At 70.3% G+C, this 15,723-nt stretch carries 15 protein-coding genes; 11 read left to right on the forward strand and 4 right to left on the reverse strand.

The features are described 5' to 3' along the window. Window positions 1-239 precede the first annotated feature (239 nt). From ACIBW9_RS34930 to ACIBW9_RS34940, 3 genes are read left to right on the forward strand one after another with little or no spacing between them, the layout of a single operon-like run. A complete protein-coding gene (locus ACIBW9_RS34930; protein ID WP_030944718.1) occupies window positions 240-497 on the forward strand; it encodes a hypothetical protein in 258 nt (85 codons plus the stop codon). Continuing rightward, complete coding sequence (locus ACIBW9_RS34935; RefSeq protein ID WP_234341736.1) at window positions 494-1,966, forward strand: aldehyde dehydrogenase family protein; 1,473 nt, start codon at window positions 494-496, stop codon at window positions 1,964-1,966. Before ACIBW9_RS34930 ends, ACIBW9_RS34935 begins: the two co-directional genes overlap by 4 nt. Before the next feature lie 47 nt (window positions 1,967-2,013). Further along, complete coding sequence (locus tag ACIBW9_RS34940; RefSeq protein ID WP_030944712.1) at window positions 2,014-2,976, forward strand: oxygenase MpaB family protein; 963 nt, start codon at window positions 2,014-2,016, stop codon at window positions 2,974-2,976. A 234-nt stretch (window positions 2,977-3,210) separates the two neighbouring features. Here the strand turns inward: ACIBW9_RS34940 and ACIBW9_RS34945 are convergent, their stop codons facing one another. Together ACIBW9_RS34945 and ACIBW9_RS34950 are read right to left on the reverse strand one after the other, a co-directional pair. Continuing rightward, window positions 3,211-3,780, reverse strand: coding sequence for a MarR family winged helix-turn-helix transcriptional regulator (locus tag ACIBW9_RS34945; protein ID WP_398961034.1), 570 nt, complete (start codon window positions 3,778-3,780; stop codon window positions 3,211-3,213). Window positions 3,781-3,859: 79 nt separating this feature from the next. Beyond that, window positions 3,860-4,615, reverse strand: a complete 756-nt coding sequence (locus ACIBW9_RS34950) for an SDR family oxidoreductase (RefSeq protein ID WP_398961035.1) — start codon at window positions 4,613-4,615, stop codon at window positions 3,860-3,862. Between the two features lie 108 nt (window positions 4,616-4,723). Between ACIBW9_RS34950 and ACIBW9_RS34955 the strand changes: the two genes are divergently transcribed. From ACIBW9_RS34955 to ACIBW9_RS34990, 8 genes are all read left to right on the forward strand, one after another. After that, the gene (locus ACIBW9_RS34955) at window positions 4,724-5,365 is read left to right on the forward strand and encodes a hypothetical protein (RefSeq protein ID WP_398961036.1); all 642 of its coding nucleotides are present in this window, start codon (window positions 4,724-4,726) and stop codon (window positions 5,363-5,365) included. Between the two features lie 62 nt (window positions 5,366-5,427). Continuing rightward, the gene (locus tag ACIBW9_RS34960; protein ID WP_398961037.1) at window positions 5,428-7,038 is read left to right on the forward strand and encodes an FAD-binding oxidoreductase; all 1,611 of its coding nucleotides are present in this window, start codon (window positions 5,428-5,430) and stop codon (window positions 7,036-7,038) included. Between the two features lie 73 nt (window positions 7,039-7,111). Further along, a complete protein-coding gene (locus ACIBW9_RS34965) occupies window positions 7,112-8,443 on the forward strand; it encodes an ABC transporter substrate-binding protein (protein WP_179436254.1) in 1,332 nt (443 codons plus the stop codon). A 33-nt stretch (window positions 8,444-8,476) separates the two neighbouring features. Continuing rightward, window positions 8,477-9,346 carry a branched-chain amino acid ABC transporter permease gene (locus tag ACIBW9_RS34970; RefSeq protein WP_398961038.1) on the forward strand — a complete coding sequence of 290 codons (870 nt, stop codon included), beginning with the start codon at window positions 8,477-8,479 and terminating at the stop codon, window positions 9,344-9,346. Window positions 9,347-9,349: 3 nt separating this feature from the next. Next, the gene (locus ACIBW9_RS34975; RefSeq protein ID WP_398961039.1) at window positions 9,350-10,423 is read left to right on the forward strand and encodes a branched-chain amino acid ABC transporter permease; all 1,074 of its coding nucleotides are present in this window, start codon (window positions 9,350-9,352) and stop codon (window positions 10,421-10,423) included. Further along, window positions 10,420-11,136 carry an ABC transporter ATP-binding protein gene (locus ACIBW9_RS34980; protein WP_398961040.1) on the forward strand — a complete coding sequence of 239 codons (717 nt, stop codon included), beginning with the start codon at window positions 10,420-10,422 and terminating at the stop codon, window positions 11,134-11,136. Before ACIBW9_RS34975 ends, ACIBW9_RS34980 begins: the two co-directional genes overlap by 4 nt. Further along, entirely contained in the window at window positions 11,133-11,882 is a 750-nt protein-coding gene (locus tag ACIBW9_RS34985; RefSeq protein ID WP_398961041.1) for an ABC transporter ATP-binding protein, read from the forward strand. The genes ACIBW9_RS34980 and ACIBW9_RS34985 overlap by 4 nt, the downstream gene beginning before the upstream one ends. Next, window positions 11,879-13,489, forward strand: a complete 1,611-nt coding sequence (locus ACIBW9_RS34990; protein ID WP_398961042.1) for an FAD-dependent oxidoreductase — start codon at window positions 11,879-11,881, stop codon at window positions 13,487-13,489. The genes ACIBW9_RS34985 and ACIBW9_RS34990 overlap by 4 nt, the downstream gene beginning before the upstream one ends. 491 nt (window positions 13,490-13,980) lie before the next feature. Here the strand turns inward: ACIBW9_RS34990 and ACIBW9_RS34995 are convergent, their stop codons facing one another. Next, window positions 13,981-14,532: a transposase gene (locus ACIBW9_RS34995; protein WP_398961043.1), complete on the reverse strand. Its 552-nt coding sequence runs from the start codon at window positions 14,530-14,532 to the stop codon at window positions 13,981-13,983. Window positions 14,533-14,832: 300 nt separating this feature from the next. Beyond that, window positions 14,833-15,681 carry an SDR family NAD(P)-dependent oxidoreductase gene (locus ACIBW9_RS35000; protein ID WP_398961044.1) on the reverse strand — a complete coding sequence of 283 codons (849 nt, stop codon included), beginning with the start codon at window positions 15,679-15,681 and terminating at the stop codon, window positions 14,833-14,835. Window positions 15,682-15,723: the final 42 nt, after the last annotated feature.

The following is a 15,723-nucleotide window of genomic DNA, read 5'->3' on the forward strand; positions in this document are numbered from 1 at the left end:
CGCTCACGCTACCCCTCCTTCCTGTGCCTTGTGCTGTGCACTGTGCACTTTTCTCTCGATTAATGCTGTGCATCACAACATTGAGTGGCGCCTGTCACAGGTCGACCATGAGTGCGTCGGTGCACTCGCCGACCCCGCGATCGGACAAAGGCGAACGACGATGGGAGAGTCAGGTGACTCGTGTGTCAGGGCCGCGGACTGAAGCGCGATTCAGGTCCGGTGATGGCGAGTGTGAAGCAATGATCTTCCGTCCCGCCGTTTCCGACGATCGAGGGGCCCTACCGATCATCGTGCTCGCGCACGGAATCTCCGGGGTCAAGAGCCACCCGCGAGTCGAGACCCCCGCGCTGCTCTCGCTCTACCAGGCCGGCCGGTTGAACCTCGACGAGCTGATCACCACCAAGTACCGGTTCGAAGTCATCAATCAGAGGTGCCAGGACATGAAAAAAGGCAAGAACATTCGCGGCATGGTGATCTACACGGACGGCGACCGTTGAGCGCCCCGGCCTACACCGGCACCCCCGCAGGCGGCCAGGTGCTGGACCGGACGTCCCTGTACATCGACGGTGAGTGGGTGGCCTCGGCCGGGACCGACCGGATCGAGGTGCTGAACCCGGCCACCGAGGAAGTGATCGCCCAGGTCGCGGCCGGGACACCGGCGGACGTGGATCGCGCGGTGGCCGCTGCGCGCCGGGCGCTGCCGGCCTGGTCGGCCCGGCCGCCGGGCGAGCGGGCGGACTACCTGGAGAAGGCCCACGAGGCGCTGGTGGCCCGGACCGACGAGATCGCGGCGCTGATCTCCCGGGACATGGGGATGCCGCTGCAGGCCGCCGCGTCCATACAGGTCGGTCTGCCTGCCTTCAACCTGGCGAACTTCGCCCGGCTGGCCCGGAGCTTCACGTTCGACGGCCCCGAGGTCGGCAACTCCCTGATCGTGCGGGAACCGATCGGTGTGGTCGGCTGCATCACCCCCTGGAACTTCCCGCTGCACCAGATCGTGCTGAAGGTGGCGGCTGCGCTCGCGGCCGGCTGCACGGTGGTGGTCAAGCCGACCGAGGTGGCTCCGCTGGCGGGTCATGCGATGGCCTCGATCTTCGACGACGTCGGCCTGCCAGCCGGGGTTTTCAACCTGCTCAGCGGGTTCGGCGCGGTGGTCGGCGAGGCGCTGGCGGCGCATCCCGGGGTCGACATGGTGTCGTTCACCGGCTCCACCCGGGCCGGGAAGCGGGTCGCGGTGGTGGCGGCCGAGACGGTCAAGCGGGTCGCTCTGGAGCTCGGCGGGAAGTCGGCCAACGTGCTGCTCGACGATGCCGACTTCGAGCGGGCGGTGGCCGACGGCCTGGCCAAGTGTTACGTCAATTCCGGTCAGACCTGCTCGGCGCTGACCCGGATGCTGGTGCCGGCCGACCGGCTGGCCGAGGCGGAGCAGATCGCCGCCCGGGTGGCCGGCGAGTACCAGCACGGCGATCCGTCCGACCCGGAGACCCGGCTGGGGCCGCTGGTCAGCTCGGTCCAGCTGGAGCGAGTCCAGTCGTACATCCAGAAGGGTATTGACGAGGGCGCAACCCTGGTCGCCGGCGGGGTGGAGAGCGAACGCGACCTTGCCGACCTGGGCCGGGGGTACTACGTGCCGGCCACCGTGTTCTCCGGCGTCACCCCGGAGATGACGATCGCCCGCGAGGAGATCTTCGGCCCGGTCCTGTCGATCATGCCGTACCAGGATGAGGACGACGCCGTCCGGATCGCCAACGACACCGAGTACGGCCTGGCCGGCGGGGTCTGGTCGGCCGATCCGGAACGAGCGCTGCGGGTGGCCCGGCGCCTGCGGGCCGGTCAGATCGAGGTGAACGGGGGCGCGTTCAACCCGGGCGCTCCGTTCGGCGGGTACAAGCAGTCCGGCGTCGGCCGCGAGGGCGGCGCCCAAGGACTGGAGGAGTTTCTGGAGACCAAGGCGATCCAGCGCTGATGCTTCGACGAAATCGCCAGGCCCGATCAGTAACTCGAGGAGGACACGTGGCCACCAGGGAAAAGCCGCGCAAGTGGATAAACGCCGAGATCGAGGCGCTCGACCCGGACGTCGACCATGCCCGGATCTGGCAGCTCGGCAACGCCTACCGGACCAGCCCGATGATCCTCAACATGGCGGTGTGCCAGGGCTTCCTGCGGCTCGTCGGGCCGGGCAGCGGCGCACGCACACTCGTCCGCGGCGGCAAGGGCAAGGTCGTCCTGCACCAGCAGCGTCGTATAGAGGGCACCATGCACGCGGTGTGGACCTGGTACCTCGGCGAGGGTGCGCACGACCCGAGCGTGCGTGAGTCCGTCGAACGGGTCAACCGGCAGCACGACGCCTGGGCGGGGAAGTACCCCGACGCGATCCTGGACGTACGCCAGTACACGTACACGATGTGCATCCTCGCCGCCGAGCCGCACCGGGTGATGCAGCGGCTCGGTCTGCCCGGTTTCAGCGCCAACGAGCAGCGGGCCGCCTACCGGCACTGGTCGCAGATCGCCGGGCTCTTCCGTATCGGTTCGGACCAGGGCGTCCCGTTGCCGGCGGACTTCGACGGGATGCTCGCCTTCCTCGCCGACTTCGAGCGCAACGACTACTCGACCGCTCCGGAGAGCAACGTCGTCGCCGAGGCGATGCTGCAGCAGTTCTGCGACCGCTGGTTCCCCCGCCCGTTGCACGGGCTCGGTCGTGCCCTCGTGCTGTCCCTTGCCACGCCGGACCTGCTCGCCGTCCACGGGCTCAAGGGCCCGCGGCCGCTCGTGGTCCGGACCCTGCGGCGGACACTGCGCACGCTCATCACCGTCCAGGTCCGGTGGGCGCCCGACCCGGTCGAGGTGGCGCCGATCCGCGCCGCGTTCGCCGAGCCCCGCCCGGAGACCCCGATGGGCGGCCGGCTGAAGGCCGCTCTGTCCGGCATGAGGGGACAACGGCCCGTGCCGGACGGGTCGACGAGTACGGACGTCTGACGTGACGGCCGGGACCGGTGCACGGTCGTCGGGATCCTCGCCCCGTCCGCACCGGCTCCCGAACCCCGCGGCGGTCGTCGGCCGGCTATCGTCCCCGGCCGGGCGATCGCTGGCCGCCTCGCCTCGATCCCTGCGAAGGGCCGCCTGCCCGGCTCGCTCCGACCGTGGCGCCGGCGACGCCGTCAGCCGACACCGCGCGGCACGCCGCCTCGCCCATCGGTTCGTTGCGAAGGCTCACGGCGTGCCGACGTCACCGTTCACCACTCGGGTGGCGTCGGTGATGGTGCTGACCTCATGCCGACGGATCTTCTGCAGCAGCCGGATCAGGGTGCCGCGCTCGCGGGCGGTCAGGGCTCGGGCCCACTCGGCCTCGCGGGCGTTGTTGCGTGCGAAGAGCTCACCGACCACGTCGTGTCCGTAGTCGGTGAGCTGGATGGTGACCGACCGGCCGTCCTTGTCCGACCTGCTGCGCCGGATGAGTCCCTTGCGTTCCAGGGTGTTGAGCACCGCCGAAACGCTGGCCTGGGAGACGTTGGTCAGCCGGGCGAGCTGCAGCGGGGTCAGTTCGCCGACCGTCTTGACCGCGAACAGGGCACGAAAGCCCGCCCAGGTGAGGCCGGCCGGGCGCTGGACGCTGACCTCGAAGTCCTGCTGGAGCCGTTCAGCCGCTCTTACCAGTCCGAAGATCATGAGCATCGCGTCGATGTCCGCGTCCGGCGCGAAGGATCGCACGGCCTCGACGGCCTGGGCGTCGGCCTCGGCCGGATCGCCGGGGATGGGGAGTTGGGACTGGCTCGACCACATGAAGGGACTCTGTCCTCACCATAGGAGAAGTTACTGAGAGGTCTCAGCATATGCCCGGCTCGCCGCACATCCTGCCCGGTTACGACGCGGTGGCCCCCGCGTCCACAGGCAGAGCGGTCCCTGTCACGAAGGACGACGCGTCGGAGCAGAGCCAGAGCACGGCACCGGCGATCTCCTCCGGTTCGGCGAATCGCTTGATCGCCTGGGGGGCTACGGCCTGCGCCTGGAGTTCGGGCGGCAGAGCGGCGGTCATGTCGGTGCGGACCGCCGCCGGGCAGACCGCGTTGACCCGGATGTTCCGGTCCGCGCACTCGATGGCGGCGGTCTTGGTCAGACCGACCACGGCATGCTTGCTCGCGGTGTAGGCGGCGCCCTGCGGAAGGCCGATGAGCCCGGCGAGCGACGCGGTGTTGACGATCGCACCGCCACCCGACGCGGCCATGAGGGGGATCTGGGCCCGCAGACCGTGCCAGACCCCTTTCAGGTTCACGGCGAGGCAACGGTCGAAGGCCGCCTCGTCGGTGTCGGTGACGCTGCCCTGCACAGCGATACCCGCGTTGTTGTGCGCGAAGTCCAGCCGCCCGTACGTCTCGGCCACGGTCGCCGCGAGTGCGGTGCACTCGTCGGCCTCGGTGACGTCGCACGCGACGAACAGTGCCCGTCCGCCGACCTGCTCGACCAGCCGCACGGTCTCCAGTCCGGCGGCGCGCCGACTGCCCAGATCGGCGACGACGACCGCCGCCCCGGCGCGCCCGAATGCCACGGCGGCGGCTCGTCCGATGCCGCCTGCCGCGCCGGTGACCAGCCCGGCCTTGCCCTTCATGGTGATCTCCATACGCCCGAGACTAGCTCGATGTCTTAGTAATTCACACCCGCCCGGTACCTAGACCTCTAATTAATTGGTTGCTACGTTGAGGCCGCTTCAGAGTGAGAGGAGCGCACCGTGCGCCTCATTCCGGCCGTCGTGCCGCGACTGGACGTCCTGAACGTCCCGCGCGAGGCAGAGCGCCAGCTCGGCCTCGCGACCGATCCCCGCCAACGGGCGATCCTGACCAACTTCCGCCGCCACGCCATGCTGGAGGTGTCCGGCCGCTGGCCGGAGATCCTCGACCCGGATCTGACCGTGCCCCACCCCGTCTACCGCATCGCCGAAGGCGACAACACCGCCGTCTTCGACGGCCATGACGCCGTCGCCGGCTTCTACCGCACGATGACCGACGCCGGACTGAACGTGCTCGTCCCGCTCACCGAGCGCATCGCGGTCGCGGACTGGGGACTGGCCATCGAGTCACTACTGGGGCAGATCATCCCGGGTGCGCTGATGAAGCCCGCGATGGGCGAGGACGTCGACGACCTCGACGCCCACTACCTCGTCACCCACAAAGTGGCCAACATCTGGCCCTACGACGAGGACGTCAGGTTGCTCGGCGAACACGTCTACGTCGACCGCGCCTCACGCGAGGTCCACCGCATGGATCCAGCGGACGTCGTCACGCCACAGCAGGCCGCTGACCTGCTGGCACCGTTGCTCGACACCCCTATTGACGTGGGTGTGACCCCGGCGTTGCTTCCAGAAATCAGTTAGATCTCTCAGTATTTTTCTGCACCCGCGGGTCCGAGCCGGCCCGCATGTCCGGGAGGCCCGACGTGCCTTTCCAGCCATCTTCCAACACCACCGTCCGCCCGCTGTCCGACGCCGCCGCCAACGCCTTCGTCGCGGCGCTCGGCACGGACGCGGTCCTCACCGCCCCCGAAACCATCGACGACTTCCGGGACCCCTTCTCCCACCCGGGCTGGAGCGACCACACCGCGGCCGCCGTCGTCATGCCGGCCACCGTCGAAGAGGTCCAGGCGGTCGTCCGCATCGCCGGCGAGCACCGCGTCCCGCTGTGGACCTTCTCCCAGGGCCGCAACAACGCCTACGGCGGACCCGCCCCCCGCGTCCCCGGATCGGTGCAGGTCAGCCTGCGCCGCATGAACCGCGTCCTCGAATTGAACGAGGAACTGGCCTACGCGGTCGTCGAGCCCGGTGTGCGCTTCTTCGACCTGTACGACCACCTGCGCGCCGGCGGTCACAAGGTCTGGTCCTCCGCCCCCGACCTCGGCTGGGGCAGCGTCATCGGCAACGCCCTCGACCACGGGATCGGATACACCGTCGACGGCGACCACGCCGCCCGGCTGTGCGGCCTGGAGGTCGTCCTGCCCGACGGGAGTCTGCTGCGCACCGGTATGGGCGCGATGTCCGGCAACCGTGCCTGGCACGCCTACCCCCGTGGCTTCGGTCCCACGGCCGACGGTCTGTTCAAGCAGTCCGGACTCTCCATCGTCACCCGGGCGGGAGTGTGGTTGATGCCCGAGCCGGAGTGCTATCTCTCCGGCGGCGTCCAGGTGCCCCGCAAGGAGGACCTGCCCGTCCTCATCGACGCGCTTCGCCCCCTCCTGCTGGACCGCACCATCCAGAACCACCCCGCCATCGGCCATCCGCTCTTCATCGCCTCCGTCATGGACGGCGCACCCACCCGTGCCGAGGTGTACGACGGTCCCGGCCCCGTACCCGAGGAGGCGGTTCTCCGGCTCGCCCGGCAAATGGGCCTCGGCCGCTGGAACATGCGCTTCGCGCTGTACGGCACCGAGGGCATCGTCGACGCCCGCCTCGCCCGGATCAGGAAGGCACTGTCGGTCATCCCCGGCGTCCACGTCGTCGGCGAGAAGTTCGCCGGACACGCTGTACACGACACCGCCCGCGATCAGAACGCCCAGGTCCAGGCGGGCATCCCCAGCCTGGACCTGATGCGGGCACTGTCCTGGTACAGCGGCGAGGGAGGCGGCCATCTCGACTTCTCCACCGTCTCACCCCTGCGCGGGGAGGACGTCGTACGGGTGCATGCCCTGCTGGACGACCAGCTGAGCGGCAGCGGGCTGGACTACGACCCCGCCATGATCCTTGGCCAGCGGCACATCACCAACGTCGCCCAGCTCTACTTCAACCCCTGCGACGAGAAGCAGACCGGCGACGCCTACCGGCTCTACCCCGAACTGGTCCGCGCCCTCGCCGGGGCCGGCTACGGCGTCTACCGCACACACGTCGACTTCATGGACGCCGTCGCCGACACCTTCGACTTCGGCGATCACGCGCTGCGCCGCTTCAACGAGCGGCTCAAGGACGCGCTCGACCCACACGGCATTCTCTCCCCCGGCAAGCAGGGCGTCTGGCCTTCCGGACTGCGCCACCTGCGCGACGTGTCGCCCAGCCGCTGACCCGCTTCCGCCCGCGCGCCCTGTCTCCCTTCCCCTTTGCCCCAGCCGACCACCATGAGCAACGGAGCCCATTGTGAAGACCAACGGCAATCGCCCGCGCAGATCCACGAGCACCCGCGTGCTCACCGTCGCCGCCTGCGCACCCCTCCTGGCCCTGCTGGCCACCGGCTGCGCCTCCACCGGCACCGGCGCCGCCGCGGCCTCCTCTGCGAAGCCGTCCAAGGCATCCAAGTGCGGCCTCGGCAACGGGAAAACGGCCACCGGGCCGGCCATCAAGCTCGGTGCCATCGTCTCCGACACCCCCGGGCTGAGCTTCACCGACGTCACCGACATGGCGAACGCGTACTTCTCCTGCGTCAACGCCAACGGCGGCATCAACGGCCGCCCCGTGAAACTCGTCGTGGAAAAGGACGCGCTCGACCCGCAGTTGACCGCGTCCCTGGCGACCAAGCTGATCGACACCGAGAAGGTCGTCGGCTTCACCGCCAGCAGCAGCGTCCTGGACTGCTCGGTCAACGCCAAGACCTACGAGAAGAAGGCCGTCTACGGCATCGACGCGGGCCTGGCCCTCGACTGCTTCAACTCCCCCGCCATCGCGCCGATCAACGTCGGCGCAAGTTACAGCGCGCTGGCCACCGCCCAGTACCTGCTCGACAAGGGCGCCAAGAAGCTGGTCGTCTTCACCAGCAACACACCCGGCTCCAACGCCATCAACGACAGCATCAAGGCGCTCGGCAAGAAGGCCGGCGTCCCGGTCACCGCCTGGGTGGAGAACGTCCCGGTCGCCGACGCCAACGGGCTCGCGCTCAAGGCCGCCCAGGCCGCGGGCGCCGGCGGCGGTGTCGTGGTGAACCTCAACGCGGGTGAGGCGCTGAAGGTGTTCAAGGCCATCGAGCAGCAGGGCCTGATCGACCAGGCCATATGGGGCTGCCCGGCAGGCTGCAACGACCAGTCGATGCTCCAGCAGCTGGGCAGCGTCTGGGACGGCAAGCTCGGTGTCAACGCCGAGATGAACCTGGCCAGCTCGCCCGGTCCGGACAACCAGCTCTATCTCCAGCTGCGCCAGAAGTACGCCCCGAAGACCCAGCTCGGAAACTTCGGCCAGCTCGGCTTCACCGCCGCACGGATCGCCGTCCAGGCGCTGCTGAGCATCAAGTCCGGCGACTACACCACCGCCACCGTGGGCGCGGCGTTCAAGGGTGTCAAGGACTACCGGTCCGACCTGTACTGCAAGCCCTGGTACTTCGGCACCCAGGCGTTCCACACCGCCAACAACACCACCCGGACCATCACTCCGAAGAGCGGTCAGTGGACGCAGGCCCAGGACTGCTCGGAGATCCCCGCCCTCCCGAACAACCACTTCGCCACGATCCGCGCATACGAGAAGCAGATCGGTCTCGGCTGACCGCCGGCGGCTGATCGGAACGGGACGTCTCCCATGCCAAGCCTTCTGCCCTTCCTCGTTCTCGGACTGGCTCTCGGTGGTGTGTTCTCGCTCTCCGGCGTCGGCATCGTGGTCCTGTACCGCACCACCGGAGTGCTTTATCTGGCGGGCGGAGCGGTCGGCGCCGTCGGTGCCTTCACCGCCTGCTCCCTGGCCACCACCGCGGGCCTGTCCGTCTGGCCCGCGGCCGCACTCGGCGTGGCGCTGTCGGCGGCGATCACCCTGCTGTACGGGCTGCTCCTCGGTCCCCGGCTCGCCCAGCGCGAACCGCTGGTCAAGGCCGCGGCCACGCTCGGTCTCACGCTCGGCCTGCTGGGCACCATGTCCTGGATCTGGGGCGCGCAGACCTACTCCCTCTCCCTGCCCACGACCGCCTGGGGCATCGTCCTCGGCACCGTCCACGTCAACGGCACCCAGCTGGTCAGCCTGGCGCTCGGCCTGCTGCTCACCGCCGTCACCGCGCTGTTCCTGGACCGCACGGCGCTGGGCACGGCGATGCGCGCGCTGGCCGACGACCGGGAGAGCAGCGCGCTGCTGGGCGTACCGGTACGCCGGGTGGAGGCGGCCGCCTGGCTGGGTTCTGGCCTCGTCTTCGGCGTGGCGGGCATCGTGCTGTCCAACCTGGTCGGCCTCGACATCAACGGACTGACGTTCCTGATCATCTCCGGGCTGGCCGCCGCCCTCGTCGGACGGCTGGAGTCGCTGTGGGCCACGCTGGCCGCCGGCCTCGTCATCGGGATCGCCCAGTCCCTGCTCACTCCCGTGGCGAGCCTGTCCTCCTACCGGTCCATGACGCCGTTCCTGGTGGCGATAGCGGTCGTGCTGGTCATGGCCGTCCGCCGCCCGTCACAGACAAGGGTCTGACGAATGAACGTCCTCGAAGACACACACGGCGCCACCGCACCGGACCATGCGCGGCACCCGACGGCGGCCATCGGGCACCGGCTGCGGCAGCCCCTGTCGGCGGCGGCCTGGCCGGCTGGTGTGGCGGCGGCGGCCGCGCTCCTGCTGCCGCTGTTCACCAGCGCGTACTGGATCCAGGTCCTCACCGCCGCGGCGGTGTTCTCGGTCGCGGCCCTGGGTCTGAGCGTGCTGTACGGGCGGGTCGGGCTGATCTCACTGGGCCAGATCGCGATGCTCGCGGTCGGCGGCTGGACCGCGGAACGGCTGGGCCAGACCGGCGCGTTGCCGTTCTGGCTGGTACTGCTGGCCACCGGTGTGGTGACCGGCCTGATCGGAATCGTCATCGGGCTCCCCGCCCTGCGGCTGTCCGGCCTGTACCTGGCCCTGATCACCCTCATGCTGGCCGCCGCGGTCACCATCGTGCTGACCAACACCAACTTCCCCAACGGCGGCCCCGGCTTCCTCGGCTACGACTCCGTGAAATCCGGCACCGTGCCGCTGGCCCGGCCCGCCGTCGCCGCCAGTGACACCGCGTACTTCCGCTACACGGTCGTGGTGTGCGCCCTGATGTTCCTGCTGGCCATCGCCCATACCCGGGGCAGGCCGGGCAGGGCCTGGGCGGCGATCCGGCAGAGCGAGCACGCGGCGGTGGCCGCCGGGATCAACGTCACCCTGTACAAGCTGTGGGCCTTCGCCCTGGCGTGCTTCATGACCGGTGTGGCCGGGGCCCTGCTGGCGGCCAGCGCGGGCGGGCTGACGGTCTACCAGTTCCCCGCGCAGGAGTCGATCACTCTGCTGGCCGCCCTGCTGATGGCGGGCATGTACCACTTCGCCGGAGCCGTCGTGGCAGGGCTGATGCTGAAGGCGATGCCCGCCCTGCTCGACACCTGGGGGGTCAGCAGCAACGTCCTGCTGATCGTCTTCGGGGTGGGCCTCGTGCAGACACTGGTCACCTCGCCGCAGGGCATCGCCGGCCAGCTGAGCCGAGACCTGGCCCGGCTGGGTGCCCGGGTCCGGGTGCGGAGGACCACGTCATGATCGAGATCAGTGAGCTGACCGTACGCTTCGGTGGCGTCACCCCCATCCAGGCCGTGGATCTGACGCTGCCCGGCGGCGCCTGCGGCCTGATCGGCCCCAACGGCGCCGGCAAGACCACCTTCTTCAACGTACTCAGCGGCTTCGTCACCCCGGCGACCGGCCGCGTGCTGGCATTCGGTGACGACCTGCTGGCCCTGCCGGGCCACCGCCGAGCCCGCTGGGGGCTGCGCCGCACCTTCCAGACCGAGCAGGCGATCGAGCAACTGTCGGTGTACGACAACGTGGCCATGGTCCACGAGCACACCGGTGGCCACCATCGCGACCGCCACCGCGACGTGCTCACCGCCCTGGACTTCGTCGGCCTTTCCGTCAACCCCACGGCCCCGGTCGCCGCCCTGGGCGCGGGGGACCGACGGCTGGTCGAGCTCGCCCGGGCGGTCGTCGGCCGCCCCCGCGTGGTCCTGCTCGACGAACCCGCCGCGGGGCTGCCGGACGAGGAGACGGGCCGGATCGGTGCCGTGATCCGCCGCATCCCGGCGGAGCTGGACGCCATGACCGTACTGGTCGACCACGACATGAGCCTGGTGTCTGCCTGCTGCGACGTCACCGCGGTGCTCGACTTCGGCCGACTCGTCGCCGCCGGTCCCACCCAGGAGGTCCTGCGCGACGAGCATGTCGTGCGGGCCTACCTCGGTACCGAGGAGATCGCATGACCGTCACCACCGCGCCCGCGCTGCACGTCGAAGAGCTCCGTGTTGCACGCGGAACCCGGACCGTGCTGCACGACGTACGTCTCGACATCCCCGCCGGAGAGGTCACCGCTCTCCTCGGCCCCAACGGCGCGGGCAAGTCCACCCTGGTCCTCGCGCTCGGCGGCATCCTGCGCCCCACCGGCGGGCGCCTCCTGCTCGGCGAGCGCGAGCTGACGGGACGCCGACCCGAGAAGGTGCGGGCGGCCGGGGTGGCAGTCGTACCCGAAGGACGGCGGCTGCTGCCCAGCCTGACCGTCCGTGACAACCTGCACGCCGCGGTCTACTCCCTCGGCCGCGAGGCCCGCCGGACCGGAGTCGAGTACGCGCTGGAGCTCTTCCCCGAGCTGAGGCAAGGCTGGCACACCCCCGCCCGTGCCCTGTCCGGCGGGCAGCAGCAGATGGTCGTCCTGGCCCAGGCACTCGCCTCCCGGCCGTCCGTGCTGGTCGTGGACGAGCTGTCGCTGGGCCTGGCGCCGGTCGTGGTCAAGCGTCTGATGCCGGTCCTGGCCGACGTCGCCGCCGCCGGAACGGCCGTCCTGCTCATCGAGCAGTTCGCACACGTCGCCCTCGCCCTGGCCACCACCGCCCACATCCTGGAAGGCGGCCGCATCCGCTTCAGCGGCACGGCACAGGAGCTCAAGGACAACCCCGACAAGCTGAGCGCCGCGTACCTGCTGCGCACGAACGCCGAGGACTCCCCGTCATGACCCGACCGCCCCTCTCCGCCGACGCCCTGGCCGCTCTCTCCGCCGCCCTCGGCCCGGAGCATGTCCTGCACCGCCCCGAGGACCTGCTGCCGTACCGCGATCCCTACGCCCACGCCTCCTGGCAGGAGCACATCCCCTCCGCTGTCGTCTCGCCCGCCACCGTCGAGGAGGTCCAGGCCGTCGTCCGGATCGCCGGCGAACACAGCCTGCCGCTGTGGACGTTCTCCCAGGGCCGCAACAACGGATACGGCGGTCCGGCCCCGGCCACCACCGGCTCGGTCTCGGTCAGCCTGCGTCGCATGAACCGCATCCTGGAACTGGACGAAGACCTCGCGTACTGCGTGGTCGAGCCCGGTGTGCGCTTCTTCGACCTCTTCGAGGAGATCCGGCGGCGCGGCCTCGCCCTGTGGCCCTCCATCCCCGACCTCGGCTGGGGCAGCGTCATCGGCAACTGCCTCGATCACGGCGTCGGCTTCACGCCGCTCGGCGACCACCCCGGCCGCCAGAGCGGCATGGAGGTCGTCCTCGCTGACGGCTCCCTGCTGCGTACCGGCATGGGCGCCATGAAGGGCAACCCGTCCTGGCCCGTCCGCAAGCCCGGCTTCGGTCCGTCGGCCGACGGGATGTTCATGCAGTCCAACTACGGCATCGTCACCAAGATGGGCTGCTGGCTCGTACCGCAGCCCGAGGTGTACATGTCCTGCGACGTGCGGGTCGATCGCGAGGAGGACATCGTCGCCCTCGTCGACACCGTCCGCCCGCTGCTCCTGGACCGCACCATCCCCAACTACCCCATCGCGTACAACACGATGCTCGTCGGCGGCGCGCTCAGCGGTGTCCCCCGCGAGTACTGGTACCGAGGAGAGGGCGCGCTTCCGGAGGAGGCCATCGACCGTATAGCCCGCGAGACGGACACGGGCCGCTGGTACATGCGCTTCGCCCTGTACGGCCACGCGGAAATCGTGGAGCAGCAGTACGAGATCTGCCGCCGCGCCTTCGAGGCCATCCCCGGCGCCCGCCTCACCGCTCGCGCATACGACGGCGCCACCGCCGTCGACCGGCTCACGGCGCCCGTCGAACCCATCCCGGACGGCCCGGCCGCCGCCCTGCCGCGCATCCGGCACCAGTCCGACACCACCCAGGCCGGCGTCCCCACGCTCGACCTGCTGGACAACCTCAGCTGGGACGAACACGGCGTGGGCGGCCACCTCGACTACTCCCCCGTCGCCCCGCTCACCGGCGAGGAGGCGCTGGAGCAGAACCGCTGGCTGCGCTCCGCCCTCGCGGCAGAAGGCCTGGACTACGCCACCTCCCTGATGCTCACCCCGCGCGCCTTCGTCAACATCACCTCGTTGTGGTTCAACACGGCCGACGCGGCGCAGACCCGGCACGCGTACGACGTGATCGGCCGGCTCATCCCGGAAGGCGCCCGCCGCGGCTACGGCGTCTACCGCACACACCTGCGCCACATGGACACTGTCGCCGACACCTTCGACTTCGGCGGCCACGCCCAGCGCCGCTTCAACGAAGCCGTCAAGGACTGCCTCGACCCGCAGGGCATCTTCTCGCCCGGCAAGCAGGGGATCAGGGCGCGGGCGCTGCGCTGAGAAGCCGTTGTCGTACCGAACTTAATGGGTGTGTTTCCGCAGCTCAGGCGTGATGTCGGTGTTGGCGAGGCAGGCTCGGCGGGTCGGGTTGCCTCGTGGGTGAAGGCGCCAAGATGGCGTCGGTCGTGGGTCTGCTGGAGGAGCGGGAGCTGGCCGCGCGTGAGCGCGTGGAGGGGCTGCGGGAGGAAGCAGACCGGGTGCTCGCCGCACTCGCCGAGGCGGAGACGGACTGGCAGGGATGGCTGATCACGCGTCAGCGGGTCGGCGAGGTCCTGTCCGCGCCGAGGCCCGTGGAAGCCGGACTCGAGGGCCCGGCACCGGCCGAGGACCTTGCGTGTCGGAGCCGGTGTCCGTCCCGGACGCGCCCGCCGCCGTGCCGTCGCGGGTGGCTTGTGCGGGTTCGGTCGTCCCGGTGTGCGGCCCGCGTTGTCGGCGGAAACGTACTGGCCCTGGACTACCGGCGCATCCTGTCCGTGCTGGCCGAACGCCGGTCAGACAGGGAAAGGGTGATGACGTGTCAGGAGATCGTCGCCGCACTGGGGCTGGCGCCGGTCCCGGCCAGTGTGGAGGGCGTGCGCTCGAAGATGAAGCGGCTGGCGGATCGGGCCTGGGCCGTCGAGCCGACCCCGGGCCGGTTCACGCTCGCCGCCGGGCGCGGCGGTGACCAGCACGGCCAGCAGCAGGCCGAGGCAGTCGACCACGATGTGGCGCTTGCGACCGGGGACCTTCTTCGCGCCGTCGTATCCGCGTGAGGACGCCGGCACCGTGGCCGCCGCGCGCAGGGACTGCGCGTCGATCACCGCGGCGGTCGGCTCCGGGTCGCGGCCGGCGTCCTCGCGGACCATGCCCCGCAGCCGGTCGTGGAACTCAGCCAGCAGGCCCCGCGCGCGCCACCGCCGCGCGAAGGCGTAGACCCGGTGCCAGGCGGGGAAGTCCGTCGGCATCGCCCTCCACTTGATGCCGTTGTCGACCAGGGAGCGCACGGCGTCCGACATCTGCCGGTGGCAGTAGCCCTCCGGCTGCCCGCCCGTCCCTGCAGCCACGGCGGCACGGGCATCGCGTCCCGCACGATGACCCACTCGGTGTCCGTCATGTCCAAGTCGTAGCCGCGCGCACGGTCCGGACGGTCGCCCGCATTCCCGAACCGGTGAGCGAGGCAATCACACGACCGGGTAGCCGAGTTGGACGACACGGGTATAGGAACGCAAGACTGCGCCACAGGGCCTCCTGGCCGGCTCGTTTGGACTTCGACAATCCCGAGCTGGACAGGAGGCCCTGCCTTCATGCGCGAACCGGCTGGAGATCACCCGACCGAGTCACCTCAATCGAACCGATGCCCACCACTAGGCCGCCTCGGGAAGCGGGAAGCTGCGGCGCATCAGGGCGTCGAAGGCGGCGTCGGGGAGCAGGCGCTTGGCCAGCATGGTGGCGCGGGCGAGCGCGCCGATCGCGTACCGGGCGCGGGGCTTGGTGGTGGTGGCGGCGCGGACGATCACCTTGGTGGCGGCCTCGGCGGGGACGGCGCCGCTGCGGCGGGTGAAGGCGTGGTTGGCGTACATGTCGGCGAGCTTGGCGCGGAAGCCGGCGTACGGGTCGGCGGCGTCCGTGGCGGGAGCCATGGTGCCGACCGCGGTGCCGCTGAACTCGGTGATGGTGGGCCCGGGTTGGACCACGACGACCTCGATGCCGAAAGGCGCGACCTCCAGGCGCAGCGAGTCGCTGATCGCCTCCACGGCGTGCTTGCTGGCGTGGTAGAAGGCGCCGCCGGGAGGGGAGAAGCGGCCGGCCATGGAGGAGAGGTTGATGATCCGGCCGTGCCCGGCGCGGCGCATGCCCGGCAGCACCAGCTGGGCCATCCGGACCAGGCCGAAGACGTTGGTGTCGAACTGGGCGCGGACCTCGGCCGGGGCGGCGGACTCCACGGGCAGGTGCAGCCCGAATCCGGCATTGTTGATCAGGATGTCGACGCTGCCGTGCTCGGCCTCGACGGCGGCCACCGCGTCGGCCATCGACTGCTCGTCGGTGACGTCGAGCGGCAGGGTGGACATGCCGAGCGCGGCCAGGTCGGCCAGGGTCTCGGGGCGGCGAGCGGTGGCGTACACGCGGTGGCCGAGCCGGTGCAGGGCCAGCGCGGCCTGCCGGCCCATGCCGGAGGAGCAGCCGGTGATCAGGATGGTCCGGGTCGGGGTCATGGGGTGGCCTTTCGGTGCAGGAGGTCCCAGATGCGGCTTTGG

Origin of the sequence: Streptomyces sp. NPDC049541, from assembly GCF_044465725.1 — a bacterium.
Lineage (GTDB): Bacteria > Actinomycetota > Actinomycetes > Streptomycetales > Streptomycetaceae > Streptomyces.

Bases quoted from the DNA above. Each gene is read 5' to 3' on its own strand.
- ACIBW9_RS34945 (WP_398961034.1), bottom strand. From the start codon at position 3,780: ATGTGGTCGAGCCAGTCCCAACTCCCCATCCCCGGCGATCCGGCCGAG.
- ACIBW9_RS34980 (WP_398961040.1), top strand. From the start codon at position 10,420: ATGATCGAGATCAGTGAGCTGACCGTACGCTTCGGTGGCGTCACCCCC.
- ACIBW9_RS34930 (WP_030944718.1), top strand. From the start codon at position 240: ATGATCTTCCGTCCCGCCGTTTCCGACGATCGAGGGGCCCTACCGATC.
- ACIBW9_RS34990 (WP_398961042.1), top strand. From the start codon at position 11,879: ATGACCCGACCGCCCCTCTCCGCCGACGCCCTGGCCGCTCTCTCCGCC.
- ACIBW9_RS34975 (WP_398961039.1), top strand. From the start codon at position 9,350: ATGAACGTCCTCGAAGACACACACGGCGCCACCGCACCGGACCATGCG.
- ACIBW9_RS34970 (WP_398961038.1), top strand. From the start codon at position 8,477: ATGCCAAGCCTTCTGCCCTTCCTCGTTCTCGGACTGGCTCTCGGTGGT.
- ACIBW9_RS34985 (WP_398961041.1), top strand. From the start codon at position 11,133: ATGACCGTCACCACCGCGCCCGCGCTGCACGTCGAAGAGCTCCGTGTT.
- ACIBW9_RS34950 (WP_398961035.1), bottom strand. From the start codon at position 4,615: ATGGAGATCACCATGAAGGGCAAGGCCGGGCTGGTCACCGGCGCGGCA.
- ACIBW9_RS35000 (WP_398961044.1), bottom strand. From the start codon at position 15,681: ATGACCCCGACCCGGACCATCCTGATCACCGGCTGCTCCTCCGGCATG.